The following is a 23,154-nucleotide window of genomic DNA, read 5'->3' on the forward strand; positions in this document are numbered from 1 at the left end:
GCTAGCGGACGACCTGCGTAGATGTCTCCTGGTCGACGGCCCGGAGCGCGTCGAGGGTCTGCACCGCCTCGGTGTTCGCCCGTTGGCGGGCGGCCGGAACAACCACGTCTTCGCCTGGCGGGACCCGCAGGGCGAAGAGATGTGCGTGAAGGCGTACCGGGTCGATGATCGACAGCGGACGGAGCGGGAATGGCGCGCTCTCTCCTTGCTGGCGAGGCATGGTGTGCCGAACGTGCCGCGGCCGTTGTGGCGGGATCAGCATGAGGCCCAGCCCATCGTCGCGATGACCATGCTGCCAGGCGCGTGCATCCCTGACCTGGCTGAGCCGGCGGCGCAAGAGGCCGCCCTGACGGGGCTGGCCGCGACGCTGCGACCGATCCACGACCTCCCGTGGGAGACCGGCTTCGCGAAGCTGCCCCGCGTCGACTCCGCGGTGCACTTCATGGCGAGGCTGACCGACGTGTGGCCCGGCCAACTCGACACGCAGCCGGACGACCCGCTGACGCGGGACCTGCGACAGCTGCTGGGGGTATGGCGGGACAGCGGAGACGCGGAGACACTCGCTCGTCCCGCGGCGCGGATCTTCTCGCGGGGTGACGGGAACCTCGTCAACTGGCTGTGGGATGGCGAGGTCACGCGCTGCGTCGACTTCGAGTTCTGCGGGTGGAGCGATCTGGCGTTCGATGCCGCCGATCTCGTCGAGCACATCAGCGCCCGTGAGGTCGACGACCGGGTCTGGTTGGACGTGGTCACGGCGCTCGGGATCGAGGGCGAGCTGGTGCCCAGGTTCCGCGCGGCGCAGCGGACGTGCGCGTTGCGGTGGCTGGCGGTGCTGTGGAAGCAGCGGGAACGGCGGGCCGGGGAGTTCTCCGCGCAGCTCGACCGTGTTCGGGCTCTGTTTCGCGACCAGTGAGGTGGTGGCGCGCTCAGCTGGGCGCGGTGCGGGAGGTGACGCCGAGTCGGTCGAGGCAGCGCGCGACGACGGCCGCCAGCTCGGTGTCCGTGGCCAGGACGATTTTCGGTTCCGGGATGGGGACCGCGTTCGCGCGAATCCGCTGGTAGAGGGCGACGGTGCGGTCGGCTGCGGGATGCGTGCCCTCGGCCTGGTCCTGGGTGAGACGTGCGTGCGCGACGGCCGGCGGGCAGACGCACTCGATGACGTGCAGGGGGCGTCCGAGGCGGTCGGCGAGGTGGGCGACCCGGCTGATCTGGCCGGCGCGGTGGCAGGTCGGGCCGTCGAGTACGACGGCGGGGGCGATTCCCTCGTCGATCAGGTGGGCGGCGGCCTGGTGGGCGACGTCGATGCACAGGTCGTCCTGGGCAGGGCTGTAGGTGAGATAGGGGTTGGTGAACAGGGCGTGGCGGATGTGGTCCTTGCTGAGGACGGCGGCGGGCAGGTGCCGGCCGAGTTCGGTGGCGAGGGTGCTCTTCCCGGTGCCGGGGAGACCAGCCAGCTGCACGATCATCAAGGTCCTTCCTGTTGGTGCGATCTCAGCCGTCCGCTGTGGGTGCCCACCGGCCGGCGGCACGGCAGGGGTCCCACAGGTCGTCGAGGACACGGACATCTCCGCCGGCAGGCAGCCGGGTCGCGCGGGTGATCTGCGTGTTCGCTGAGGTGAGGCGCAGCGCGTCGGCACGCGTGCGCAGGGACACGGGTCTGCCCGTGCGGGTCTTGCGTCACGCCGTGAGGAGGACGACGGCGAGGTGATCGAGTGGGTCGAGGACGGGCAGGTCGACCTGCGGGTGGCCGGGAAGCGGCTGGGATCGGCGGCGGTCGAGCATGTTCGGCACCAGGTCCGGGGGAACGGCCGCGGGCTGGGGCAGGTCGGTGATGATGTCGACGGCCGTGCAGGGGGTGACCAGGTCGTCGTGCAGGCGGGTGTAGGTCGCTGACGCCGGGTCGTCAAGGACGACGTGGTGGGTGGCCGGGTCGTAGTGTCCGGGCTGGTAGCCGAGCAGGCGCAGGGCGCGGCGGAAGGCGTCGGCGTGATCCGGAGCGACGAGGACGTCGAGGTCGCTGAACTCGCGGGCGCCACGTCCTCCGTACAGCTGGGACTCCAGGGCGATGCCTTTGACGGCCGCGAAGGCGATGCGCTGGCGGGCCGCGGCGTCGGTGAGGGCGGCGGCCTGCGCGCGGTGGACGGCGGTCTTGTGCCGGCTGGCGCGCAGTACGGAAGCCAGGAAACGGCGGAACGCCTGTGGGATCTCGTCGGCCAGGCCGGTGGTGGCGAGGGTATCGGCGAGCAGGCACAGCACCTTGTGCTCGATGGCGGTGGCGAGCAGGGTCCCCCAGCGCAGTGTCGGCTCGGTGAGCAGCGGTCGGATCGTGGCGTGGTGCTGCTCGACGGGTGCGGGCAGGCAGGCCGCCTCCAGGACGAGGTGTTCCACCTGCGGCGTCGCCGGTGGAGATGCGGGGACAGGCGGGGTCGCTGGTCTCATCGGGTGGCTGCGTCGGCGTCGTGGAGGATGGCGGTGACCGCGTCGGCGATCACGATGGGGTCAGGGCGGGCTACCAGTGCGTAGCAGGGCACGGTCCGGGCGAGGGTGGCGATGACGGCGCGCCTGTTGCTCTCCGTCGTGTGGGCCGGGGGCGTCGGGGCGAGCCAGTGGTTGATGTGGGAGCTGGCGCCCGCGGTGGGGCGGTGCATGAACAGCTGGTTGCTTGTCAGCGTGGCGTGGACGGTCTCCGCAGGGATGCGCTCGTGACGGGCGTTTCCTGCGGTCGGGGCCAGCTGCGGCCAGATCATCACATGGGGGGGGCAGGAGGCGGTGAGCGTGCCCGCGTGCACCAGGCGTGGGATGTCGGGGGGTTCGATGCTGAGCTTCGTGTGCAGGTGGGCCGGGTCCCCGCGTAGGCCAGTGGGGACGAGGCCGGTGAGGTCGGGGTAGGCGAGCAGGGTGCCGAGGCCGACGCGGAGGTGGGCGGGCCAGGCGTAGCCGAGCAGTCCGTCGTTTCTGTCGGGGGTGAGCAGGAGCCGGTCGCTGGTGACGAACTCTCCGCCGAGCTGGCGCAGGACGGCGACGAGGGTGGTGGTCTTGCCGGCGCCGGGATGGCCGGCGATCAGGATGCCGTGGTCGCGGTGGACGAGTGCGGCGGTGTGGGTGTAAACCGCGCCGGCGGCGAGGAGCTGGGCGGTGATGAGTTGGCGGACGAGGCGGGCGGCGTAGTAGGTCGCCGCGTCGTCGGTGGCGCAGTGGACGGTGGTCGCGCGCAGGGTGGGGTCGTGGATGACGAGGGTGCGGTGCCGGTCGATCCAGAACACCTCGCGTCCGCCCTCGGTGATGTGGCGGGCGGTGAGCTCGCTGGGGCCGATCTCGCGGAGGTCGCCGGAGCCGTGCGGGGCGTCGAGGAGGCTGTGGCGGGGGTCGGTGATGGTGATGTCGATGTGCCACGCGGCGTGCGTGTCGGTGGTGGTCCGGTAGGCGTAGAGAGTGTCCTCGGCGGCGCGGGCCGCGGCGGTCACGGTCGTGGTGAGGGTGACCGAGGCGTCGGCGAGGCGGAAGCAGGTGACATGGCGAGGCCGCAGGCCGCCGGCGGCGGGATTGCGGGTCACGCTGGTCCTCGGAGGTTCTCCGTGGCGAGGGCGGCCCGTACCAGCGCGGCCAGGGAGGTCATCGGCGCGTCACGGTGCAGGTCCGGGAGGCGGGTGGCCAGCGGCCAGGACGCCAGCCAGGCGGGAACGGGCAGCGCGGTCGGCGGGCCGTACTCACACTGTGAGTCGGCGGTGACGATGAGGGGGCGTTCGGTGTCACCGTCGCGTACAACGACGAGGCCGGGAGCAGCGGCCCGCTGGTACTTCGCGTCGTCCTGGCGGGGGTACGCGTCGTCGGGGTCGAGGTGGATGTCGGTGTAGATGTTGAACACGGCTGCCGGGCCGTCGAGGACGTAGGTCAGGTGCCAGGCCCCGAACGGCACGATGGCGAGGTCTCCGGCCCGGGTTGTCACCTGGTGGGCGTAGCGGGAGCCGTCGGGCCTGTGCCCGGCTACCAGCATCAGGGTGGTGCCGCTCAGGGTCTGGAAGATTTCCAGCTGGGTGGGCGGGTTCCAGTGGCCGATGGACCGGTGGGGCTGCCCGTCGGGCAGCGTGCCGGGCTGGTAGACGACGAGGTCGGCCCGCCAGCCATGCCGGGCGGGTGCGACGTCCCGGTACGCCTCGTACAGCAGCGGGTCCTCGCCGGCCTTCAGCGCCTTCTCGACCTGACGGCGGTCGGCGAAGGCGGTGCGGGGGCGGCTGGCACCGGCGTCGCCGTACAGGAGATGGGACAGGAATCGGCGGCTGGGCGGACCGGGGACGGCGCCGAGGAGAGACGCGACGCTGGCGGGGAGATCGTCCTCGGTCGTGGTGGCGGTGGTTACGGGGCGTGGTGCGGCAGGGGAGTCCATGCGTTGTCTCCTGTCCGAACGTCGGTCAGGGCCGGTCCGCGGCTCACCGGCCGGCGTCGGCGGCCGACGCCTCGGGCGCCGCGGTGGGCGTGCTCTGGGGGGCGAGTCGCTGGACCAGCGCGGGGATGTCGACGAGCAGTGCGGCGTCGGGCGCTTCGGGTCGCGACGGCTTGCGTCCGGGGTTGAACCAGACCGCGCGGCAGCCCGCGTCGAGGGCGCCGCGGACGTCGGTGCGCCAGTCGTTGCCGACGTGCACGACCTGGTCGACGCGGGCGCCGGTCTGCTCGGCGATGGCGTGGAACATCGCGGCCTGGGGTTTGGCGACACCGAGTTCGCTGGAGAAGAACAGCCGGTCGAAGTGGTCGGTGAGCCGGTGGCGGTCGAGGATCTGCCGGGTGACGGCTCCGGGAGTCGCCAGAGTGTTGGAGGCGAGGACAAGGCGGTAGCCGGCGGCGGACAGCGCGGCGAGGCAGGCGTGCGCGCCGGGGATCAGCTGGGGGCAGGCCCGCAACACGGCGTGGGTGTGCGCGACCGTGAGCACCTGGACAAGGTCGTCGGCGGCGTCGATGCCGAGCCGGCGGACGATCGTGCGGACCTGCTCGGGGACCGGGATCTGCCGACCGTGCTGTCGCTGCTCGTCGAGCAGCTCGGCGCGGACCGCTCGGACCGTGGTGTCCAGGTGCTCGGCGGGAAGGGCGTGGCCGAACGCAGTCAGGGCCAGGTGGAACTCGCGGACCCGCCAGGCGGCTTCGGCGTCCCGGTCGCCGTAGCCGATCAACGTTCCCCACAGGTCCACGCTGACGACCGTGACACTCACCGCGGGCGCTCGGCGGTGGCCCGCGACGGGACGTGCTGGTGCAGCCACCGGGCCGTGGCGGCCAGGTCGTCGCTGCCGAACAGCAGCGAGCCGGCGACCACGCCGTCGGCACCAGCGTCGGCGAGCGGGCCGACAGTCGGCTCGCGGATGCCGCCGTCGGCGAGGATCTTCACGGCCTGGTCGCGGCCAGTCTCGTGCAGGAGACCGCGCAGGGTTCGGAGGCGGTCGAGCGCGGCCGGGGCAAGTCCGGTGCCTCGGGTGCCGATCGGGGTGCCGACGAGGACAACGACATCGACCGCGTCGAGGTAGGGGCGGACGGCCGTGACAGGGGTGTCGAGGGTGAGCGCCAGGCCGGCGGCTTTCCCGTGCTGGCGGATCGTGTCGAGGGCCGGGTAGACGTCGTCGCCGGTTTCGGCGTGGACGGTGATGAGGTCGGCGCCGGCCTGCGCGAACAGGACGGCGAGCAGGGCGGGCCGGCGGACCATGAGATGGGCGTGGAAAGGGACGGTTGTCAGCGGGCGCAGCGCGGCGAGCAGGTCCGGGAAGAACAGCAGGTCGGGCACGAACTGGCTGTCACCGACGTCGAAGTGAAACAGGTCGGCCACGGGCGAGGCGCGCTCGATCTCGGCGCGCAGGCACGTCAGGTCCGCCGACCAGACGGACACGTCGACCAGCAGCCGCCCATCCGGCAGACCAGCCAGCGGCTCACTCGACGAGGCCGCGCGGGTGGTGCTCATCGGGCGAGCTGTTCTTTGCAGTAGGCGACCGAGCTGGCGATCGTCCGACGGACCTGGTCGTCATCGTCCTCGAACCGCGGATAGACCTCCAGCAGCACCGGCACCTCTTCAAGCCCGGCGCCCCGCAGCGCCGCGCCGACCTCGGCGACATCCACACGTCCCTGCGGGTGGGGCCAGCCCCAGTGCGGGTCACCCAGACCGTCGGTGTTGTCGAGGTGCACCAGCCGGATCGCCGAGCCCAGCGGGCTGATCCAGTCCGCTGGTGTGCTGTCCGGGCCGTACAGCGGCTGGTAGACGGTGTGACCGATGTCGAGGGTCAGACCGACCGGCACCTCGGTGCGTCCGGCGAGGTCGCGTATCAGCTGGTCGGCCTGGTCGACCGTGGCCGGGATCTCGCGGGCGATCGGCGTCGGTTCGACGAGGAACTCGGCAAGACCGACCGCCGCGGCATGGTCGGCGACGAACACCAGCGAGTCGAGCAGACCGGCGTAGCGCCGGGCCCGGCTGTCCGGGTCCGCGGCGTCCTGAACACTCAAGGTGCCCAGCGGCCCTCCCACGGCATGGGCGCCGAGCAGCGCGGTCACGTCGCAGGCCCGCCGCCACCAGGTCAGCGCGACCGCCCGCGCCTGCGGGTCGGGATCGAGTAGCCCGCCGGGCAGGTAGTGCGCTAGGCCGACGTAGGCGCTGTGGATGGCGAGATCCCACGCGGCGGCAGCGTCGGCAATGCGGCCGGCGACCTGGTCACGTTCCCGCTCCGGCCACCACGGGTCAAGCAGGTCGAAGGTGACCTGCACCGTGTCCAGGCCGAGATCGGCGCGGACGAACTCGGCCCACCGCTGCGGTTCCAGCTGGCGTTTGACGGCGAAGCACAGGTTGATACCGAGGTTCATGCGGGCTGTCCTCCTACGGTCGGTGTGCGGGGCTCGGAGTCCGCGGGACCCGAGCCGCCCGCGGTGGTGTCCGTCCGCCGGTCACGCAGGTGCGCGGCCAGCGTGACGGTGAGCTCGTCGAGGGAGTGGCTGATGCCACCACCCAACGCGTAGTCGATCATCAGGTTGTTCGAGTCGGTACCGCCGAAGCGGCGGGAGTCGGTCTGCAACCCGAAGCAGGTCTTGCCGGCCGCATACGCGAGGCCGAGCTCGAAACAGGCCCCTTCGTCGGGCACCCGGCCGTCCAGGACAAGCAGGAACACCTCGCAGGCGCCGACGGCCGTGCAGTCGGCGGTGAACAGCCGAGCCCGGACGGTGTGTTCGTCGGCGCCGGCCCGGATCAGCGGCGCGGCTTCGCCGGCGTCCCGCTGCGGCAGGTAGGTGTCAAGGCCGAGGTTCCGCAGCGCGCGGTCGACGGTCAGGTTGAACTCTTTCTCCGCCTGGCTGAACAGCGGCGCGGCGATGTAGATCCTCACCGGCGGCCGTCCTTCGCCGCGGCCGGGTGGGCGGGCGGTGGGGGGACGAAGCCGACGGCGTCGAGGGCGGCGAAGAACTCCTCGGCCCGGTGGTCCGGGTAGGTGCCGTCCCGCATCGCGGGGACGTAAAAGTCGGCGACCCGTGCCCAGGTCCACGGGTCGGTCTCGAACGGCGCGTCAACGCCGTTGTTGACCAGGGAGATCCAGCGGCGCAGGCAGCTGGAGCACTGCCCGCAGTGCGCCATCTCAGTGTCGGTACGTGAGCAGGAGAACGTCAGCAGCAGGTCGCCGGCCGGCAGGCCCTGGCCGAGGTACCAGGCGACGATCTCCGTCTTGGTCATCTGCCAGAACGGACTGTCGAGCCAGACCGGCCGTCCCGACAGATCTGTGATCATCTGACTGATCTGGCGGAACGCCTGGGGGCTCTTGTCCGCGGTCGCGTCGCCCTTGACCCCGACGCACCAGATCCGCTCGGCCCGGTTCGCGGCCAGCATCGCGAGGTAGACGTTGCGCAGCGGGATGATCGCGTTGTCGGCTTCCCACCGCGACAGGTCGAGTTCCCGGCTGACGCTCACCTCGATGCCACACCGGTCGACCAGTGCCGTGATCGCGGCCCGTTCCTGGTCGCGGTAGCGGTGGCCGAGGTCGAAGTACAGCGCCGGGGGTTTGTCGAGATAGTGCCAGGCCGGGAACGAGTCCAGCCCGGCGGAGAACAGCAGCACGTCAGACACCAAGATCTCCTCTTACGGTGGGAACACCGAGCAAGGCCAGCAAGTCGTGTTCGATCTCGTCGGCGACGTCGTCGGCCTCGCGCAGGTCGACGACAACGGGGACCACCACGTCGGGGAAGGCAGCGACCACATGCCGGTAGGCGGCGTCGAACCGCGGCAGGAACAGCAGACGCTCCACCGAGCCCGGCACCCCGCCGCCGCGTCCGCGCAGAATCGCCCGTTCCCGAGCCAGCGGCCACGGGACGTCCAGGAAGTACGCCCGGTCCGGAACACAGAACCACGGGGCGACACACCCCCGCAGCTGGTCGAGCAGCGCGCTGTCGGTGACGTCAGGACGCGTTTCGCTGAGAATCGTCAGGCAGTAGGCGAGCTTGGAGTAGACGCCGTGGTCGACCACCACGACGTCGTGCGCCTCCAGCGCCGGCCGGTAGAAGTGGGTGTGGTGCCACGCCTCCCGGCACAGCCGCGCGAACACGTCGACCGTGGCGTGATGAGGGTGACGGAACCCGCCGGTCCCCGTTCTGGTCCGCAGCGGCTCGCGTTCCAGCCAGCGCGACAGCCGACCCACCACGCCCGGCAGCGGCCCGTAATGCACCACCTCGACGTCGAACCCGTGCCCTGCCAGGCGGCGACCGAGCTGCCCGGCCATGGTCGTCTTTCCCGCGCCCCACAGCCCTTCGACCGTGACGAGCACACCACTGCGCGGGCGCAGGCGCCCAGCCGTGGGACCGGCCGTGACGAGGGAACTGGGCTGGTCAGCGGCCACGGGCGTTCCCCCACAGCAGCACGTGCAGACGCGGAGAGAGGTTCCAGCCCCGTTCCAGGGCGATCTCGGCCAGGCGCCGCATACCGGCCAGCACACTCGGCTCGTCAGTGCCTTCCGGCATCACCCACACCGAGGACAGACCGAAACGACCCTCCAGCTCCCCGATCTCGTCGATCTCCCCGACGGCGGAGACCACGAACTTGAACACGGCCTTGCCGCAGCCCGCGAACGCCGTCAACGCCGCCGGAACGATCCGCCGGCCCGCAGCCACCCGCGAACCCGACAACTTCGGCGAGACGGTGAACCGCTCGACGACCTCGACCATCTCCGCCGTCGGCTCCACGGTGCCGTTCGTCTCGATCTCCACCTGCCGTCCCGCCCGCGCGAGCGCGGCGACCAGCGGAAACAGAGCGGCCTGTTGCAGCAGCGGCTCCCCGCCGGTCACGACCACACGGGTCACCGGCGAGTCCAGAGCCCAGCCGAGCAACGTGCGCTGGCTCAGCCGCTCGCTATGCGCGTCCACGTCGAACCGGTTCCTGTCCCACGTATGCGGCTCGTCGCACCACGCACACGACAGGTTGCACGCCGACAGCCGCACGAACAGCGCCCGCTGGCCGGCCGTCGGCCCCTCACCCTGAAACGTCGGACCGAACCGCTCCACGACCACAAGCCCACGCGACGTCGCGGCACGCGGCGGCGCACCCGCGGAAGCCCGCATCACCGCGACTCCCCGATCAAATACTCGGCCCAGCTCCTCGGCGTCTCCGACACCCGCACCGCCACAAGCCGGCCATGCACCCCGGGCTCCACCGTGGCCAGAAACCATCCGGCCAGATGCTGCGCGAGCGCCTCGCTGGTCGGCTCGACATCCAGCACCTCGTTCAGATCACGGTGATCGAACGACTCGGCGAGATAACGACCGGCGACGGCGAGATCACCGAAATCGGTGACGAACCCCGGCCCGGCCAGCTCCGAGGATTCCAGCACGAACTCCACCGTGTACGTGTGGCCATGAACGCGGGAGCACTTGTGGTCGGCAGGCAGGCTCGGCAGGTGGTGCGCGGCATCGAAGGTGAACCGTTTCCCAATCCGAAAGGTCGCCGCACCGGATATCTGACTTTCGATCACTGCGCGCTCCATCCTCACCCTCCAAGAATCCCGGCCGCGACACACAGCCATGTCGCGGGCCAGCACTATCCGAGTGGAGAACTGTCGCAGCATGCGTCAGCTGCTCCATCGCCGGAATCACAGGAAGACCAGCATGGCGATGTGCGCCTGCCTCGGTCATTCCCTGGACCACGAAGAAGTCGTTCCCCGCTCCGCGAGGTCCTGACCAGGGAGAATGGCAACCCGGCGGTCGATGACTTCGCGGCAAGCGGTGACGACGCAAGCGTCGCTACCGCAGGGGTTGCGGCGCAGCAGATGTGACGACACGCGGCGCGGCCGCATCTTCTGGGCTCGACGGTTCAGAACTCTTCGCTTCTGCGCCCGCTCCCCGTCGTCGATACGGTAGTGGCAAGGTTTGAAATGAGCGCACCCTGGGTCGACGATCGAAATCTCCAGGGCTCACGCCAGGTCGGATCGGGCGTTGAGCGAGACTAGTCGGACGACTCGACTCGACGGTTTACCTAGCGCAAGTGCGGGCCGATGGTCCGATGTCTGGCTATGTCAGAAGAAAGGCGCGACCCTGGCAGGGGTGTCAAAGTGGTTCCGCGCTGTGGGCTTGGGCGATGGTGTCGATGCGCCGCGCGAGATCGAAGTCAGCCGCGGTGATCCGATGCCCGGCGTCGTGCGTGGTGATCCCGAAGCGGATGCTGTCCCAGCGCAGGTCGATGTCCGCGTGGTGACCGATGAGCCGCTCGATGTCGGCGACGTGCACGATCAGGGCGACTCCGCCGTGGTAGCGGATGCGGAAGGACTTGGTGATCTCCTGGCCGACGCGGGTCCAGCCGGGTAGTTCGCGCAGCCGGGCCTCGATCTCGTCGTCGGCCAAGGGCACGGGAATATCCGGCACGTCGGGTCTCCTTTAGAGCACGAAGATCTCGTCGAGGTCGCGGCCGACGGCCGTGCCCTTCCAGGCTTCTGCGGCCTGCCGTAGGCCGGCCGGCTCACGGCGAATCCGCACCGATCCAGTTTCCATCGAGGTCCGCCGCGAGCGGCGGGCGAACTCGACCGCGATCTCGTCGTGCGACATCCCCACAGCACGCATCCGCGCCCGCAACTCCTCCTGCTCCGCCCGCTGGCCGACCTTGCTCATGACGACACCGCACTTCCTCTCCGACCCGAGGGGTGATCTCTCATCCGTCTCGCCTCAAAACGAACCGTTCCACGGTTGCCGTGTGGTAGCGAGCGGCGTCCAAGAGCTAAGGCATGCTGAAGCCGGGCAGCCAACAATGATCTTCTTGGTCGTGCGGTAGGAGGTCCAGCGGCCATGCTGGGTTACACGGCAGCCATAGACCTGTCTATGGCTGATCAGACGATGCCAGTCGAGGTCCTCGCCGTGCTCGGCGCTGGTCTGGCTCTGGTCCGCCTGTCCGAGCAAAGCCAGGATTACAGGTGTCGCTGTCGCGCTGCCCCGGTTGGCCAGATGACCTGGACGGCGCGGTCGTTTGCTTGGGCACGAGCGACGACGGCAGCTGTGCCACCCTGGTCCACGGCGGCCTGGCCGTCCCAGACCGCGATGAGTAGATCGACGGTGTCGAGGAGCGCCTCGTTCGCCGCCTCGTACGCGGCCCGATCGGAGACCTCGTGCGGCAGGACCCGCACGGTGGCAGCCCGGCGGACGAGGTCGTCGAACAGCGGGGCGTGGTCGGGTTTGACCTTCCTCGCACGGTAGTCAGCGGCAGGAATGATCACTTCGAGTGCGCCGCCGATGTCCAGGACGACGTCGGCGAAGATGCTGTCGGCGCCGGCCGCGATGCAGCTGACACCGGTCAGGTCCGGCGCGTACGGCAGGAGAACCACGGTGAGAGCGGCCCGGACGAGGGGGACGGTCGCGGGAGTGAGGTCCATGTGGCCGGTGACACCGATGCGGGTCAAGTCCTGACCTTCCTCACGTCTCATATCCGGGCCGCCGTGTCTTCGACCCGAAGCATGGGTTCGATCCTCCCGCACAGCTCGGCGATAGGGCGGGCGGATGTCCTGGTCTCGGCGTGCCGATAGAACTGGCCGAGTTTGACCCGGACGCGGCTGGACCGGGTCTGCTCGACCGTCGTCACGGCGGCGTGACCCAGCCGTGCCGCCTCGTCAAACTCGCCCTGCACCAGTCTGATCTCGGCGTGCCCGAGCTGATCAAGAGCGGTACTGCGGACGCTGCCGACGCCCCGAGCCCGGACGGCCTGGCTCAACCAGGTGGCTGCCTCGTCGGCATACTCGGGCGCCTGGTGCGCGACGTCGAGGAGACGACCTCCGGTGACGCCGGCCAGTTCCGCCTGGTCGAAGTAGGAGATCCAGTGCGGTTCAACGCCCGGGTCGACGTCGCGGAGAGCGTCCTGCGCCCGGCCTGTCACGCGCTGGAAGGCGGAGAGCCGACCTTGCTGGGCGTAGGCCCATGCCTCGCGCGTGAACAGCATCGCACGCACCGCCGGAGTCGCCCGAGCACCAGCGACGTCCTGCGCGAGGCGGACGAGCTCAAGTCCTTCGGTCGTACGGCCGAGATAGAACTGCTGCCGCGCCATGCCAGCGAGGATGTTCGCGCAGAACACGGGATCGTCAGCCGCCTTGGCCGATCGAAGAGCGAGCAGGTAGTAACGCTGAGCGATCCCCCCTTGCCCCGAGTCCCAGGACATCGTCGCGGCGGTCTCAGCAAGATCGGCCATCACGCCGTGCAGCCGCCGGGTGAGATTCTGCGGATGCGAGAAGTCGCGAAGCTCATCCGCGATCTCAGCGAGCTGACCCACGACCGCCTTCCGTCGAAGGCCACCGCCGAACTGGTTGTCCCAGGCCCGAAAGGTTCGCGCGGCCAGCTCGATCTGCTCGATCTCCTCATCGCCGACGCCTGCGGTGCGACGCTGCCCGGCGGGCGGCTCGATGGCATGTAGCCAGCGCTCCGCCCCCTCAAGCAGAGCAGCGCCGACGATCACGTCCGCCATCGCGCGAGCCGCCTCGCGGCGATCAAGGGAGAGATCATCTCTGGCGATCTTATTCACCGCCTCTGTCGTCGATACCGTTTCCCATCCCATGAAATCTGTCGTTGCCTCGGGAAGGCGGCCGATGGGACTCGTGCACAGTTCCACCAGCGATCGAGTCTCCCGGGCGGTGGGCTCCGCCATGGCGCCGGCATCGGTTCTGTCGCTCTGGCGCCTCGTCTGTCCCGACAGTTCTACCGGCTGCGGCCGTGCGGTTTTCGACGTCTTGTCGATGAGGAGCAGGTCGGCGGGGTCGAAATGTTCGCGGTCGTCAAGGTCGATCAGGTTGTGGATGCTGGTGTCGTAGACCTCGGCGAGCAGGGCGAGGATCTGGGGGGTGGGTCGGCGGCGGTTGTTCGGCAACGGCCAGTTCTCCAGCTCCGACAGCTTCGGTGCGGTCATGGGCGCGGCGCCGTGGGGGTCGAGGCCGACGTGGACGGCGTGGGTGTTGATGTGGTTGGCGGCCTGCTGCTGGGTCCAACCGTGCGCGACGCGGTGGGCAGCGCGTGGGCGCAGCCGGTAGCGCCGGCCGAACTCGATCGCGATCTCGTCGTGGCTCATCCCGACCGCGCGCATCCGCGCCCGCAACTCGTCCTGTTCAACACGCTGACTGGGTCTGGGCATGAGACAGCCTCCTTCCATCGGGACTTGGGCGCCGCCGTCCAGAATGATGCGCGGGTCGAGGCGCAGCAGCGTCGTGGGATAGGCGCATGGTCACGATGGGTCCTCTGGCGCGGAGATCTCACCGGCGGGCCGACGCGCTGGCAGGGAATTGAGAACGGGACGCCAGGCGAAGGAGGTGGTGCCGTCGGGGGGCCCGATCGCGTTGGTCGGCAGGACGGTGAAGCCGTAGGTGGTCAGGTCGCGTAGGGCTCGGGCGAAGGCCGGGTGGGCGGCGAGGGTGGGTTTGACATAGGGGGCGATGACGACGGGCAGCCCGAGCCCGATTGTTTCGTTCATGACGCCGAGCGCCGCGTTGTCGTTGATCCCGGCGGCGCACTTGTTGATCGTGTTGAAGGTCGCAGGGGCAACCACCACGGCGTCCGCGGGCGGCAGGCGAGGCTCGTCCGGCCGCCGGGGCCGTGAGCGGACCGGGTGACCGGTCAACTCTTCCAGAGCGTGCACGTCCAGCCAGGTCGTGGCGACCGGCGTCGGCACAAGGCAGACTGCCCAACCATCCGTGTGGACGTGGCGGATCAGCTCGTCGACCTGCGCGGCGGGTGGGGCCGCGCAGACCACCAGATGCAGCATTGGTCGTCCACCGATCACGTTGCGACTCCGGCCTGCTCCGCGACACTCCGTAGGACCGAGACGGTGGAGCCGCGGGCACGGCCGAGCAGTGTCGCCAGCACAGCCCGAGCTGTCGGGTCGACCCTCAGCAGCTGCGGCGCTCGGCGGGCGACGTCAAGGATGTGCACCGCCGCGATGGCATCCTCGCCCAGGCGGGCATGCCCGTCGGCAAGATCTATGTGCAGGCGTGCGCGTCTGCCGGCCAGCGGGGGTGGCAGCAGACGTGTGTCGATCTGCTCGCCGACGCCGACCGCCTCTGTCGGATCGTCCAGTATCAGGGTGGCGGTAAGGGTGTGGATCGCGACGTTCGTCGGCCCGAACGCCGACCACAGCCGGTTGTCGTCCCGGCCAAGCGCGTCAGCCTGCTCGGCCGCGGCGGTGAGCCGGCGGCGGCCTTCCGTCCGCTCGCCTTGGCGGATCGAGGTCATTGCCGAGAGCAGAAGAAGAGCACCCCGCGCGGACGAGAGGTCGCGGTGGTCCTCGTCGCCTGGTCGCTGGTTCAGGGCGTCGAGTGCGCTGACCGCGACCCGTTCGGCGTCGGCCAGCCGTCCCGTGTCGTGGAAGACGCAGGCGATCTGTCTGCGCGCTGTCGCCAGCAGCGCTGGCGCGTCGGCAGCGAGCGCCGCGTGTTGGCCACGGTCCGCGGCCAGCCAGGCGAGATCGTGGTCGCCGGTCTTGGTCGCGAGCTTGGCGGCAGCGATGTACGCGACGGCCTGCGTCCGCCGGACCGCGCGGTGGTTCACGCCAGTCGGCGGATCAACCGCGAGTGTCTCGATGCCCCGCACCACCGCGGGAAGAAGTCTCGCCGTGCCTGCGTAGTCGGCCCGCTGGTAGCAGTCGTGGCACTCCCGCGCGCGAGCGTCAAGGTCGGCAGGGCCCGCGAATGAGGCCGGGTCGGGATCGGTGGACCACTCCGCCGGTGCCGTGATGGCTTCTCGCAGATCAGCGAGAAGATCGTATGCGGCCGGGAACACGGTCGACCGGACGCTCACGGACGGGGACGGCGCGGCCGGCTGTCGGGGCAGCACCACGGCAACGCCCAAGGCTGACGCCGCGAGCAGGAACTGCTGCCGATTCGACGCATCCACCATCGGCGTGACCTCCGAGCTTGCCGACTGCGCTTGTGGGAGCGAACCGAAAGCGCTCGCCGGCACGTCCCTCTCACGGATCGTGGTGATGAGCAGCAGATCAGCAGGCGGCATCTGTTCGCGGTCATCGAGGTCGATCAGGTTGTGGATGCTGGTGTCGTAGACCTCGGCGAGCAGGGCGAGGAGCTGGGGGGTGGGCCGGCGGCGGTTGTTCGGCAACGGCCAGTTCTCCAGCTCCGACAGCTTCGGTGCGGTCATGGGCGCGGCGCCGTGGGGGTCGAGGCCGACGTGGACGGCGTGGGTGTTGATGTGGTTGGCGGCCTGCTGCTGGGTCCAACCGTGCGCGACCCGGTGAGCGGCGCGGGGGCGCAGCTCGTAGCGGCGGGCGAACTCGACAGCGATCTCGTCGTGGGACATGCCCACCGCACGCATCCGCGCCCGCAGTTCATCCTGCTGTACCCGCAGGCCGAGCTTGCTCATGACGCCACCGCACATCCCCTCCGGACCCGAATATTGATCTCTGTGCCCTCTGCGTTGTAACGGGAACCGTTACACCGTAGTCAAACGGTCGCGGGTAGAACAATGATTGGGCTCATCGGGTATCCGTTGATGTTGCGGATGTTATCCGGGTGCATTGTCGAAGACGGCTTCCTTTGCGGCACGCGCAAGCGTGGCCTGGGTGGTTGCTGCGAGTCCGATTCGGTTCCAATGGAAGATTACATGTAGTGCGATTGTCGAGCGTATTCCCCGGGTGAGTTGGCCGTTTTCTCGCAGGGTTCGGAGCGCTCGTCCTGTCTCGTGGAACGCTGTGAGCCAGTCGCCGTCGGTGAGGTCTGCGCGGGCGTCGCCGAGGAGGAGACGACGCACGTCCCGGGTGAAGGACGCCCATATCTGCGGGTCGGGTGGTACTCCGGCGAGGGCGGCGCGCTGCTCAGCTACGCGTGCCCATACGTCGCCTTGCTCGTTGATGTCCAGTCCCGCGGCCCGCATGAGCTTGGTACACAGCAGGAGAGAGCGTTCCCGCCGGTCGGTGCAGCCGTTGCCGAGGGCGGAGAGTAGACGGCGGCTGTCCGCGTGGAACAGCGAGTGGGCTACGTCCATGCTGGCCGGCCCGCCGAAGGCGTGGACCTCCGGTTCGTAGATGTCGTCGGTCCAGATGACGCCTTTCGTGAGCAGGGGATGGAGCGGGTCGGTGGCGTCGCTGTGACGGCCGTCCGCGTTGTCAGCGAGGAGGTAGCGGATACGCCACGGGCCTTTGCGGATGAACCACCAGGAGGTGATCAGGCCGCCTGCCTCGGCCGGCGGGAGGATTTCGGTCAGGTGGGCGATGGCTTGACGCTCCCGCTCAGCGGGGTCCTCGGCGGGGTAGGTGATGTTCACCTGCTTCCAGGGAGTCTCTTCCACGGTGGGCCTTTCCATCAGCGGAGCAGGAGACACGCGTCCCACGAGGTCGTCGTGGTAGCGGTGGTAGCCAGGGCGGCGCCGGCCGATCCGACCAGGAAACCCGAGGGTTCGTCGTCCTCGGCAGCGGCGTGCTGGTGCAGGAGCTGCGGCCGTGTGAGAGGGATCGGGGTGAGGGCATCGGCGGTGATGCTGCGGGCAGTTGCGAGCAGCCCGCCGGTCCCGTGGCACAGGCTCCGGTCGGTGAGGCGGCTCAGCTGCGTCGGGTCGTTCAGACAATCGAGGAAGGCAGTCTCGGCGCGGCGTTGGCGGGCGGGGTCGTGCAGGGCACGGGCGGCGAGTTGCTGGGCGCGGGCAATGCCGGGCGTTCCGTAACACCAGGAAGGTCTGAGCGGGCCCGGTTGGCTGGTGGTGCCGCGGTCGAGGTCGGTGAGTGTGACGATCTGCGGCCACCAGGAGCCGCCGCCGGGCTTCTGCTGCTCCCAGGCGTCCAGCCATCGACAGATCCGTGTGATCGCTTCCGTTTGCCCGTCAACCTTGATGCCGTCGCTGAGAGTGAGGGCCAGGAGGGCAAGCGGGCCGCAGATCCCGTGGGCCATCGAGTGGTTGCTGTGTCCCCCGCTGGGCCCCGCCTTGTTGCGGTTGGGTCCGATGGGGCACCACCAGCCGGGAAGCCCGTTAACGGGCTCGGTGAGCCGTACCAAGTACTCCAGGACATCGCGGAGCAGATCATGGTTGCCGTTGCGGCGCGACGTCACGGCGAGACCGGTCAGACCGCCGATGAGGTCGTATTCGGCCATCAGCGGCCGGTGACGTTGATCAATCCTGGCGTGCGCGGCTTCCAAGCGGTGCCGGACGACCGTGGCGGTGCCCGCGTCCGCGATCGCCATGGCCTCGCCGAGACCGGGCCGGTCGGGGGTCCCGTGCAGGACGAAGGACAGGGCCGGAGCGCCGTAGTAGAGGCTGGCGGAGGGCCCGACGCTGACGCCGTCGGCGACGGCGCGCGTCAGCGTCGCGTTCGCCTGGTCCCAGGTCGCCACTCCGACTGTGGCCTGCTCGATGTGGAGAAGGGCGGTGCCGACCGCGCCGCCGCTGAGGGACTGCCCTGGCTTCATGACGCGCTCCGGGACAACAGGGTGCGGGCGGTGGCGCGGGCTAGGCGTAGGCAGTGACGCTCGGAGGCCAGGTCGACTCCGATCATCCGGGCGTGGTGCAGGTGCAGCAGGTCAGCCAGGACCCGATCGGGATCGAGGCCGTCCTGCTCGACGCGTGTCCGGTAGTCCACCAGTGCCTGACGGAGCCGGACGTCCTCATGCAGCGGGACCATCCGCATCACCTGCTCGCGTCTACCGCTCACTGGTCGGCCGGCAGCTCCTGTCGATGGGCCTCCTCGATGGTCGACATAGTCGAGAAGCCAGGCAGGTCCGTTCCCAGTGAAGCCGTCGGCGATGCGGATCAGTCCGGCTGCAGTTGTAGTCATCCGGTCACCGGATAGGCGCCGGACGGCCGCGTGGGAATCGGCGGCGAACACCGCTTCGGCTGCCGCCAGGGTTTGACCTGTACCGAACCGTGTTTCGGGCCGGTAGGTGTGGATCGTGTAGTCGCGTAGCAGCGCGTCGGTGCGCAGCCGGTCTGCCCATCGCCCGAGCTGCTGGACGGCGGGGCCGAAACTGTCTGCGTTGCGCAGCGAGATGCGTAGCCGGAGGTGGGTCTCGGGCTCGTGGTAGCGGATGAACCACCAGCAGTCCTGACCGGTCTCGTCGTAGCCGACCAGTTCGTTCAACCGGGCGAGGATCTCATCGTCCAGCCCATAGACCTTCGCATAGAGCCATGGCGACAGGCCCGGCTGGTGCTCCACGGTGCTGGCGGTCCGCACCCGGCGCACATGTTTCGGCTCGGTCGGCTGTGCGGCTCGGGTCAGCGTGACGACGAGCTCGTGGGATCTGCCCCCAAGCCATCCGGCCCACCCGGCGGCCTCGGTGAGGACGACGTCGGGCTGCCGGTCGAGTCGGTGGCGAAGGAGCGCGAGGTGGGCGGGTTCTTCGAGATCGATGCAGATGCGGACATCATCGGCGCCGAGCAGAACGGGGGATGGGATCTTGTAGGTTCGCCGTAGACGCTCCCAGGCGTCCTGCCAGTCTGGAAAGGGAGCGCCGCGGGGCGGGAGGCTCTTGGCGGTGATGATCCATCGGGCGGGGTGAAGGATCGACCGGCCGTGCCGGACACGCGGAAGGAAGGGCAGCTCACGGGCGACGGGTCCCCAGGCGAACGGGCAGCAGGGCGCGTAGAAGGCCGTCCAGATCTCGGTCAGGAACCGCGCGAGAGGCTGCTGGCCGTCAGGGAGGTCGACCGCGTTGAACACCATCGGCTCGACCGGGCAGCTGCGAGATAGTGAAAGCAGCCAGAGCCGTCGCGCGTCACCGGTGACCGCCAGGTCGTCAAGATCGAGGGTGGGGTTCTCCTGGTACTCGCCAAGGGGCAGGACCGGCAGGATCGCAGGCACCCTGGCCAAGGCCGTCATCTTCCGGGCCAGTGGCGGCGCCGAGATCTGCGCTGTGATCGCTTCGGGTGTGGCGGTCGGTAGCGCGGCGTATACGCGGCAGAACCGCTCCCGTGCGGCGTCGTCGAGGACGTGCAGGAACCGGCCGGCGGTCACCCCGGCGTGCCGGGCTCCGCTGATGACGGTCAGCGTGAACGCTCCCCGGTCCAAATCGTCCAGGACCTGTGCCGCCAGGCTGAAACGCAGCTCGGTGTGGGGGACCGGCGGCCGATCGCCGACGGTCAGCCTGGCGATCAGGTCGCCGTCGAGGACAACTTCGGCACGGCCATCGAGAGCGGCCTGCTGGGCGATCTTCGTCAGGGTCATGTCACGAGCGGTGAGCAGATGCGGCTCATGCCGGTGGGACCCGCGGTATCCGGCCGGGAGGCCCAGCCCGGATGCTGCGACCAGTTCCCGGACGGGGACTGCCGCGCCCGGCCCATACCGTTCGAGGAACGCCTGGTGATACGTACGCCACCCCGGCATCTCTGGTGCGACCAGGGCGAGGGTCGACGCGGCGAGCTCGACCTCGCGCAGTACCGCCGGAGGCAAGGCCACCGTGCAGTCGACTCCTACATCCACCACGCACCGGTTAGCCGGGTCCGGCAGGTCGGCGTAGTGGGCGAGATGTGCCGCTGGGTCAGCCACGGTCATCGGGGGGCGCACAGCCGACAGCAGCACACGGTGAGCCACCAGGTCTGCCAGCATTCCTTCGATGACCGTCAGCTCGACGGTGGGCGCCTCGACGGCCAGTTTGGCGACCAGGTCGCTGAACCCGATCGGCCGGCGGGCCGCTTCCACTGCCAGCCGCAAGGGACGAGTGAGGTCCACCTCGGCATCCCACAGTCGGCCCTCGGTACTCACGCCCGGGACGACCCATGAACTGCCGCGGGCGAACCCGAGGCAGTTTGTCACGACCGAAACCTTCCGCAGCGTGGCCAACTGCTGCTCAATCTGCTCGGCCTGCTCGCCTATGAACAGCCCGTCCGGCCGGTTCACGATCCGATGATCGTCGCTCCACGCGGGGGCCTGCGCACGGGTGCTGAACTTCACCGGAGCGACGCCCGCGAACAAGCCGAACGGTGTCGCTCTGCTCGTCCAGCGCAGTAGATACTGCGCCAGCGTCTCTACCAGCCGCCGCACCGGTCGCGTCCCGCTTCGGCCCGTCGGCGTTGGCGAGTCGAGCTGCCGCTCCACCTGGGCGGCCAGCTCCGGTGACCCTGTCCGCACCGCATCGGCGAACCCGCCCAATGCCCAGACCCGTCGAAGCCACGTCCGCCAGCCTGCGACATCGTCGCCAGCCAGGTCCGGCCACGGCGGTAATTCCAGATCCGCGGGGATTGTCGTCGTTCTGATTAGTGCCGCGTCCACGGCCTCGTACGCCCGCACCCGCCCTCCGTCCGTGTGCCGTGGGTGTGTGGCCCGGCCTCCTGCGCAGGACGCCGGGCCACACGTCAGGGTCAGCCGTTGGTGGTGCAGGCGTCGCTGCCGGTCTCTCCCGATCCGCACGTGTCGGAGGTGCAGTCCTCCGAACCGGTCGCCGCCGTGGGCCCGGCATCGACGAGCTGGACGTTGAGGCGGAACTCCGAGGTGTCCATCGTGTCCATCAGGGGAAATCCTTTCTAAAATGGATCTTGAAAGCCGTTTCCCCTCCTACGGGGCAGAGGGGCGTCTGCGAGTGGGCTGCTACTTCGAGGGCGGCCAGGTGAAGACGACGCGACTGTGTCTTTTGTTCAGCACCAGTCCTTCCGGAAGGTCGGCGTCAGGCGTGTCGATCGGGAAGACGCACAGTGTCGGACCGGGACGGCCGGCCTCGTCCCAGGCACGGATCTGGCCGGCCATCTGGCTGGCTGCCACGGCCGCGCCGGGGCCGTGAGCGTAGGCGACGTACTCGAACTCGGTCCCGGCCTCGTCGACCTGGCGCAGCTTGCCCCGGTAGGCCAGGGTCGCGCCGTCGACGAAGGCCGGGGTACCCCAGCGCCACGACGGAACCACGAGGCCGCTGTCGATCGCTTCCTGCGGAATGATCATCGAGCCGAAGTCGGGTAGGTGGGTGGCCAGCCACAGGTCGAGGTCGGCGGAAAGACGTCCTCCGGGGACGGTCACCCCCGACCGGGCTTCCCGACGTTCCTGGGAGAACACGTCGGCGACGGCTTCGCCGTCGATGGCCTGCTGGAGTTCGGTGAGCCACAGGCTCACGCCCTCGCCGAGGGCGACGTTCCGACTGTCGCTGGCGCCAACGCCCTGCATGGGCACGAAGCCGCACATCAGGTTGCTGCGGCTGACGAGGTGATTCCCGGAACGCTGAAGTGCCCAGGATCGGGTCATGCCCAGGGTGCGAAGCGGAACCACGAGGGTGCCGCCATCGGCGAGCTGATTGATCCAAGCTGGAGGAACGTCCCACGCGCCGACGGTCACCATGATCAGGTCGTAGGCCCGGCCAGGCTCGATCTCGAACTCGGCGTCAGCACACACGACCTTGACGTCGGTATAGCCCGCCGCGTCCAGACATGTGCGGGCCCTGTCGGTGACGTCCGGGTCGATGTCGACAGTGGTCACTGACCCGTCCGGCCCGGCGATCTCCCGCAGCAGCGCCGCGTTGTATCCGCCGCTGCCGATCTCAAGTATGTGTCGGCCGCCCGCCTGGCCAAGCATCTCCGCGATCAGGTACGGCGCGGACACTGAACTGAGGCTCACGCCGTCCGCGCGGCGCTTAGTGACGACCGCGGTGTCCTTGTACGCCTCGTCCAGGGAGATGCCCGGAAGGAACAACTCCCGCGGAACCGTCCTCAGCGCCCTCTCCACGTCGGTGCGCATCGTGAGGCCCTGGCGCACATGTCCCTTAATGATCTTGTTGACCAGGGTGTCGCGGAGGTTCTCGGCCCTGCTGGTGGTGTCGACACTCATGACGGTGCCCTCCTGTCGATGTGTGCGGACCGCGGCTCGGACGGCCCTCCCGATGCCAAAGATCTTTCTAGGCTGAGTAGATCGGCTGGAGATCCTCCAGTTGCTTTGCTTGGACGCGGGCTGGGCGGGCTGGCGCGCGAGCGTGATCGTCCTGGTGCGCGGGTGGCGCGCACCTCGCAGTGATCAAGATTGGTTGATGCCGTGTGTAGCGCGCCACCACGATGACCGAAGCCGGGAGGCAAGTCATTCCCCCCATCACGAATCTTTTCTTCGGCTCCCAAGAGGCGGCTGACCTGCACAAACAGTGGTTTCGGAGTGCATTTCTCCGGCGCGATCATGTCGATTCGTTCGGCGGGTCCCGCAGAGACTCGATCTCGGTTACCGCTTGACGAGCGCAGTGGACGAAGCACGGCGGCCTACGGCCCCGTCGCCGCTTCCCGGTGGGCTGTCTCGACTGGCCCCGGCTCCACCGACGATGCGGCCGTTTCGATCCATCTGACCCCATTGTTCCGACCGCGCCGTCAGGTAACGGCAGTGCGCGGGCTCGCGGCGTGCGGGGCGTCTACGGGGCCGGCCGGCGTTCATGGATGCCATTGATCAGTTGGTGCTCACCGCCGCCGTAGCGCAGGTCGAAGATCATGGCGGCAGTGTCGACCTGGTAGCGCGCCTTCTCGGTGCTCAGGCCGAACTGTGCCGCCTGGTCGTAGGCGTCCAGCGCCGAGCACAGGTCGATCCATTCTGGCGCCGTCGGGGCGACAGGCGGGTCGAAGGCGGCGAGCAGATCCGCCAGCCGCGCTGGCGGGAGTATGTCGCGCATCCTGGCGAGCAGCACGATCGGGCGGAGCGCGGGTGGGACAGCGTGGGGATGAGGCGACATGCCTGCCGTTTCGTCGTCGCGGGTCTGCGGTCGTGAGGACGCCCCGCCGGAGGAGGCCGGGGCTGATCGCAAGGGGCATGTCCGC

At 69.4% G+C, this 23,154-nt stretch carries 26 protein-coding genes; 1 reads left to right on the forward strand and 25 read right to left on the reverse strand.

The genetic code is table 11. The features are described 5' to 3' along the window. On the forward strand, nt 1-913 hold a 913-nt coding region (locus AC08OV_RS03355), incomplete at its 5' end, for an aminoglycoside phosphotransferase family protein (RefSeq protein ID WP_476619281.1). Between the two features lie 13 nt (nt 914-926). Here AC08OV_RS03355 and AC08OV_RS03360 read toward each other — a convergent pair. The 25 genes from AC08OV_RS03360 to AC08OV_RS03480 form a co-directional block, all read right to left on the reverse strand. Beyond that, entirely contained in the window at nt 927-1,466 is a 540-nt protein-coding gene (locus tag AC08OV_RS03360) for a P-loop nucleotide/nucleoside kinase family protein (protein ID WP_134351645.1), read from the reverse strand. 25 nt (nt 1,467-1,491) lie between these two features. Beyond that, nucleotides 1,492-1,653 carry a hypothetical protein gene (locus AC08OV_RS03365; RefSeq protein WP_476612719.1) on the reverse strand — a complete coding sequence of 54 codons (162 nt, stop codon included), beginning with the start codon at nt 1,651-1,653 and terminating at the stop codon, nt 1,492-1,494. 24 nt (nt 1,654-1,677) lie between these two features. After that, nucleotides 1,678-2,388, reverse strand: a complete 711-nt coding sequence (locus AC08OV_RS03370) for a nucleotidyltransferase family protein (RefSeq protein WP_476612718.1) — start codon at nt 2,386-2,388, stop codon at nt 1,678-1,680. A 47-nt stretch (nt 2,389-2,435) separates the two neighbouring features. Then, the gene (locus AC08OV_RS03375) at nt 2,436-3,554 is read right to left on the reverse strand and encodes a hypothetical protein (protein ID WP_476619282.1); all 1,119 of its coding nucleotides are present in this window, start codon (nt 3,552-3,554) and stop codon (nt 2,436-2,438) included. Continuing rightward, complete coding sequence (locus tag AC08OV_RS03380; RefSeq protein ID WP_476619283.1) at nt 3,551-4,384, reverse strand: cupin domain-containing protein; 834 nt, start codon at nt 4,382-4,384, stop codon at nt 3,551-3,553. Before AC08OV_RS03380 ends, AC08OV_RS03375 begins: the two co-directional genes overlap by 4 nt. Nucleotides 4,385-4,427: 43 nt before the next feature. Next, nucleotides 4,428-5,201, reverse strand: coding sequence for an HAD family hydrolase (locus tag AC08OV_RS03385; protein WP_476616117.1), 774 nt, complete (start codon nt 5,199-5,201; stop codon nt 4,428-4,430). Beyond that, on the reverse strand, nt 5,198-5,938 hold the full coding sequence (locus AC08OV_RS03390; RefSeq protein ID WP_476616118.1) for a ribulose-phosphate 3-epimerase: 741 nt from the start codon (nt 5,936-5,938) through the stop codon (nt 5,198-5,200). The genes AC08OV_RS03385 and AC08OV_RS03390 overlap by 4 nt, the downstream gene beginning before the upstream one ends. After that, nucleotides 5,935-6,828 carry a sugar phosphate isomerase/epimerase family protein gene (locus AC08OV_RS03395; RefSeq protein ID WP_476616119.1) on the reverse strand — a complete coding sequence of 298 codons (894 nt, stop codon included), beginning with the start codon at nt 6,826-6,828 and terminating at the stop codon, nt 5,935-5,937. The genes AC08OV_RS03390 and AC08OV_RS03395 overlap by 4 nt, the downstream gene beginning before the upstream one ends. Then, nucleotides 6,825-7,343: a nucleoside 2-deoxyribosyltransferase gene (locus tag AC08OV_RS03400; protein WP_476619284.1), complete on the reverse strand. Its 519-nt coding sequence runs from the start codon at nt 7,341-7,343 to the stop codon at nt 6,825-6,827. The genes AC08OV_RS03395 and AC08OV_RS03400 overlap by 4 nt, the downstream gene beginning before the upstream one ends. After that, on the reverse strand, nt 7,340-8,074 hold the full coding sequence (locus AC08OV_RS03405; RefSeq protein WP_476619285.1) for a 7-cyano-7-deazaguanine synthase: 735 nt from the start codon (nt 8,072-8,074) through the stop codon (nt 7,340-7,342). Before AC08OV_RS03405 ends, AC08OV_RS03400 begins: the two co-directional genes overlap by 4 nt. Continuing rightward, on the reverse strand, nt 8,067-8,840 hold the full coding sequence (locus tag AC08OV_RS03410) for a nucleoside/nucleotide kinase family protein (RefSeq protein WP_476615366.1): 774 nt from the start codon (nt 8,838-8,840) through the stop codon (nt 8,067-8,069). The genes AC08OV_RS03405 and AC08OV_RS03410 overlap by 8 nt, the downstream gene beginning before the upstream one ends. Further along, entirely contained in the window at nt 8,830-9,558 is a 729-nt protein-coding gene (locus tag AC08OV_RS03415; protein ID WP_476615365.1) for a 7-carboxy-7-deazaguanine synthase QueE, read from the reverse strand. Before AC08OV_RS03415 ends, AC08OV_RS03410 begins: the two co-directional genes overlap by 11 nt. Further along, nucleotides 9,558-9,968 (reverse strand): 6-pyruvoyl trahydropterin synthase family protein, encoded by a 411-nt coding sequence (locus AC08OV_RS03420; RefSeq protein ID WP_476615364.1) that lies wholly within the window; start codon nt 9,966-9,968, stop codon nt 9,558-9,560. Before AC08OV_RS03420 ends, AC08OV_RS03415 begins: the two co-directional genes overlap by 1 nt. 571 nt (nt 9,969-10,539) lie before the next feature. After that, the gene (locus tag AC08OV_RS03425) at nt 10,540-10,854 is read right to left on the reverse strand and encodes a 4a-hydroxytetrahydrobiopterin dehydratase (RefSeq protein WP_476615363.1); all 315 of its coding nucleotides are present in this window, start codon (nt 10,852-10,854) and stop codon (nt 10,540-10,542) included. 12 nt (nt 10,855-10,866) lie between these two features. Then, a complete protein-coding gene (locus AC08OV_RS03430) occupies nt 10,867-11,097 on the reverse strand; it encodes a hypothetical protein (RefSeq protein WP_476615362.1) in 231 nt (76 codons plus the stop codon). A 293-nt stretch (nt 11,098-11,390) separates the two neighbouring features. Next, the gene (locus AC08OV_RS03435) at nt 11,391-11,879 is read right to left on the reverse strand and encodes a hypothetical protein (RefSeq protein WP_476615361.1); all 489 of its coding nucleotides are present in this window, start codon (nt 11,877-11,879) and stop codon (nt 11,391-11,393) included. 20 nt (nt 11,880-11,899) lie between these two features. Next, entirely contained in the window at nt 11,900-13,591 is a 1,692-nt protein-coding gene (locus AC08OV_RS03440; protein ID WP_476615360.1) for a hypothetical protein, read from the reverse strand. Nucleotides 13,592-13,681: 90 nt separating this feature from the next. Further along, nucleotides 13,682-14,218 carry a flavoprotein gene (locus tag AC08OV_RS03445; protein WP_476619286.1) on the reverse strand — a complete coding sequence of 179 codons (537 nt, stop codon included), beginning with the start codon at nt 14,216-14,218 and terminating at the stop codon, nt 13,682-13,684. Nucleotides 14,219-14,232: 14 nt separating this feature from the next. Beyond that, nucleotides 14,233-15,825, reverse strand: a complete 1,593-nt coding sequence (locus tag AC08OV_RS03450) for a hypothetical protein (RefSeq protein WP_476614746.1) — start codon at nt 15,823-15,825, stop codon at nt 14,233-14,235. A gap of 141 nt (nt 15,826-15,966) precedes the next feature. Next, on the reverse strand, nt 15,967-16,749 hold the full coding sequence (locus tag AC08OV_RS03455) for a thiopeptide-type bacteriocin biosynthesis protein (protein ID WP_476614747.1): 783 nt from the start codon (nt 16,747-16,749) through the stop codon (nt 15,967-15,969). Between the two features lie 14 nt (nt 16,750-16,763). Continuing rightward, the gene (locus AC08OV_RS03460) at nt 16,764-17,861 is read right to left on the reverse strand and encodes a lanthionine synthetase C family protein (protein WP_476614748.1); all 1,098 of its coding nucleotides are present in this window, start codon (nt 17,859-17,861) and stop codon (nt 16,764-16,766) included. Further along, nucleotides 17,858-20,674, reverse strand: coding sequence for a lantibiotic dehydratase (locus AC08OV_RS03465; protein WP_476614749.1), 2,817 nt, complete (start codon nt 20,672-20,674; stop codon nt 17,858-17,860). The genes AC08OV_RS03460 and AC08OV_RS03465 overlap by 4 nt, the downstream gene beginning before the upstream one ends. Before the next feature lie 71 nt (nt 20,675-20,745). Next, complete coding sequence (locus AC08OV_RS03470; RefSeq protein ID WP_476614750.1) at nt 20,746-20,892, reverse strand: FxLD family lanthipeptide; 147 nt, start codon at nt 20,890-20,892, stop codon at nt 20,746-20,748. Between the two features lie 79 nt (nt 20,893-20,971). After that, nucleotides 20,972-22,192: a methyltransferase, FxLD system gene (fxlM, locus tag AC08OV_RS03475; protein WP_476614751.1), complete on the reverse strand. Its 1,221-nt coding sequence runs from the start codon at nt 22,190-22,192 to the stop codon at nt 20,972-20,974. A 562-nt stretch (nt 22,193-22,754) separates the two neighbouring features. After that, the coding region (locus AC08OV_RS03480; RefSeq protein WP_476614752.1) for a hypothetical protein at nt 22,755-23,154 on the reverse strand (400 nt) is incomplete at its 5' end.

The sequence above is a fragment of the Frankia sp. CeTa3Moorea genome (genome assembly GCF_978021225.1).

What these genes read in the sequence shown, in the direction of transcription:
- AC08OV_RS03360 (WP_134351645.1), bottom strand. Translation starts at nt 1,466, where the DNA reads ATGATCGTGCAGCTGGCTGGTCTCCCCGGCACCGGGAAGAGCACCCTC.
- AC08OV_RS03380 (WP_476619283.1), bottom strand. Translation starts at nt 4,384, where the DNA reads ATGGACTCCCCTGCCGCACCACGCCCCGTAACCACCGCCACCACGACC.
- AC08OV_RS03390 (WP_476616118.1), bottom strand. Translation starts at nt 5,938, where the DNA reads ATGAGCACCACCCGCGCGGCCTCGTCGAGTGAGCCGCTGGCTGGTCTG.
- AC08OV_RS03395 (WP_476616119.1), bottom strand. Translation starts at nt 6,828, where the DNA reads ATGAACCTCGGTATCAACCTGTGCTTCGCCGTCAAACGCCAGCTGGAA.
- AC08OV_RS03415 (WP_476615365.1), bottom strand. Translation starts at nt 9,558, where the DNA reads ATGCGGGCTTCCGCGGGTGCGCCGCCGCGTGCCGCGACGTCGCGTGGG.
- AC08OV_RS03430 (WP_476615362.1), bottom strand. Translation starts at nt 11,097, where the DNA reads ATGAGCAAGGTCGGCCAGCGGGCGGAGCAGGAGGAGTTGCGGGCGCGG.
- AC08OV_RS03440 (WP_476615360.1), bottom strand. Translation starts at nt 13,591, where the DNA reads ATGCCCAGACCCAGTCAGCGTGTTGAACAGGACGAGTTGCGGGCGCGG.
- AC08OV_RS03445 (WP_476619286.1), bottom strand. Translation starts at nt 14,218, where the DNA reads ATGCTGCATCTGGTGGTCTGCGCGGCCCCACCCGCCGCGCAGGTCGAC.
- AC08OV_RS03450 (WP_476614746.1), bottom strand. Translation starts at nt 15,825, where the DNA reads ATGAGCAAGCTCGGCCTGCGGGTACAGCAGGATGAACTGCGGGCGCGG.
- AC08OV_RS03460 (WP_476614748.1), bottom strand. Translation starts at nt 17,861, where the DNA reads ATGAAGCCAGGGCAGTCCCTCAGCGGCGGCGCGGTCGGCACCGCCCTT.
- AC08OV_RS03470 (WP_476614750.1), bottom strand. Translation starts at nt 20,892, where the DNA reads ATGGACACGATGGACACCTCGGAGTTCCGCCTCAACGTCCAGCTCGTC.
- fxlM (WP_476614751.1), bottom strand. Translation starts at nt 22,192, where the DNA reads ATGAGTGTCGACACCACCAGCAGGGCCGAGAACCTCCGCGACACCCTG.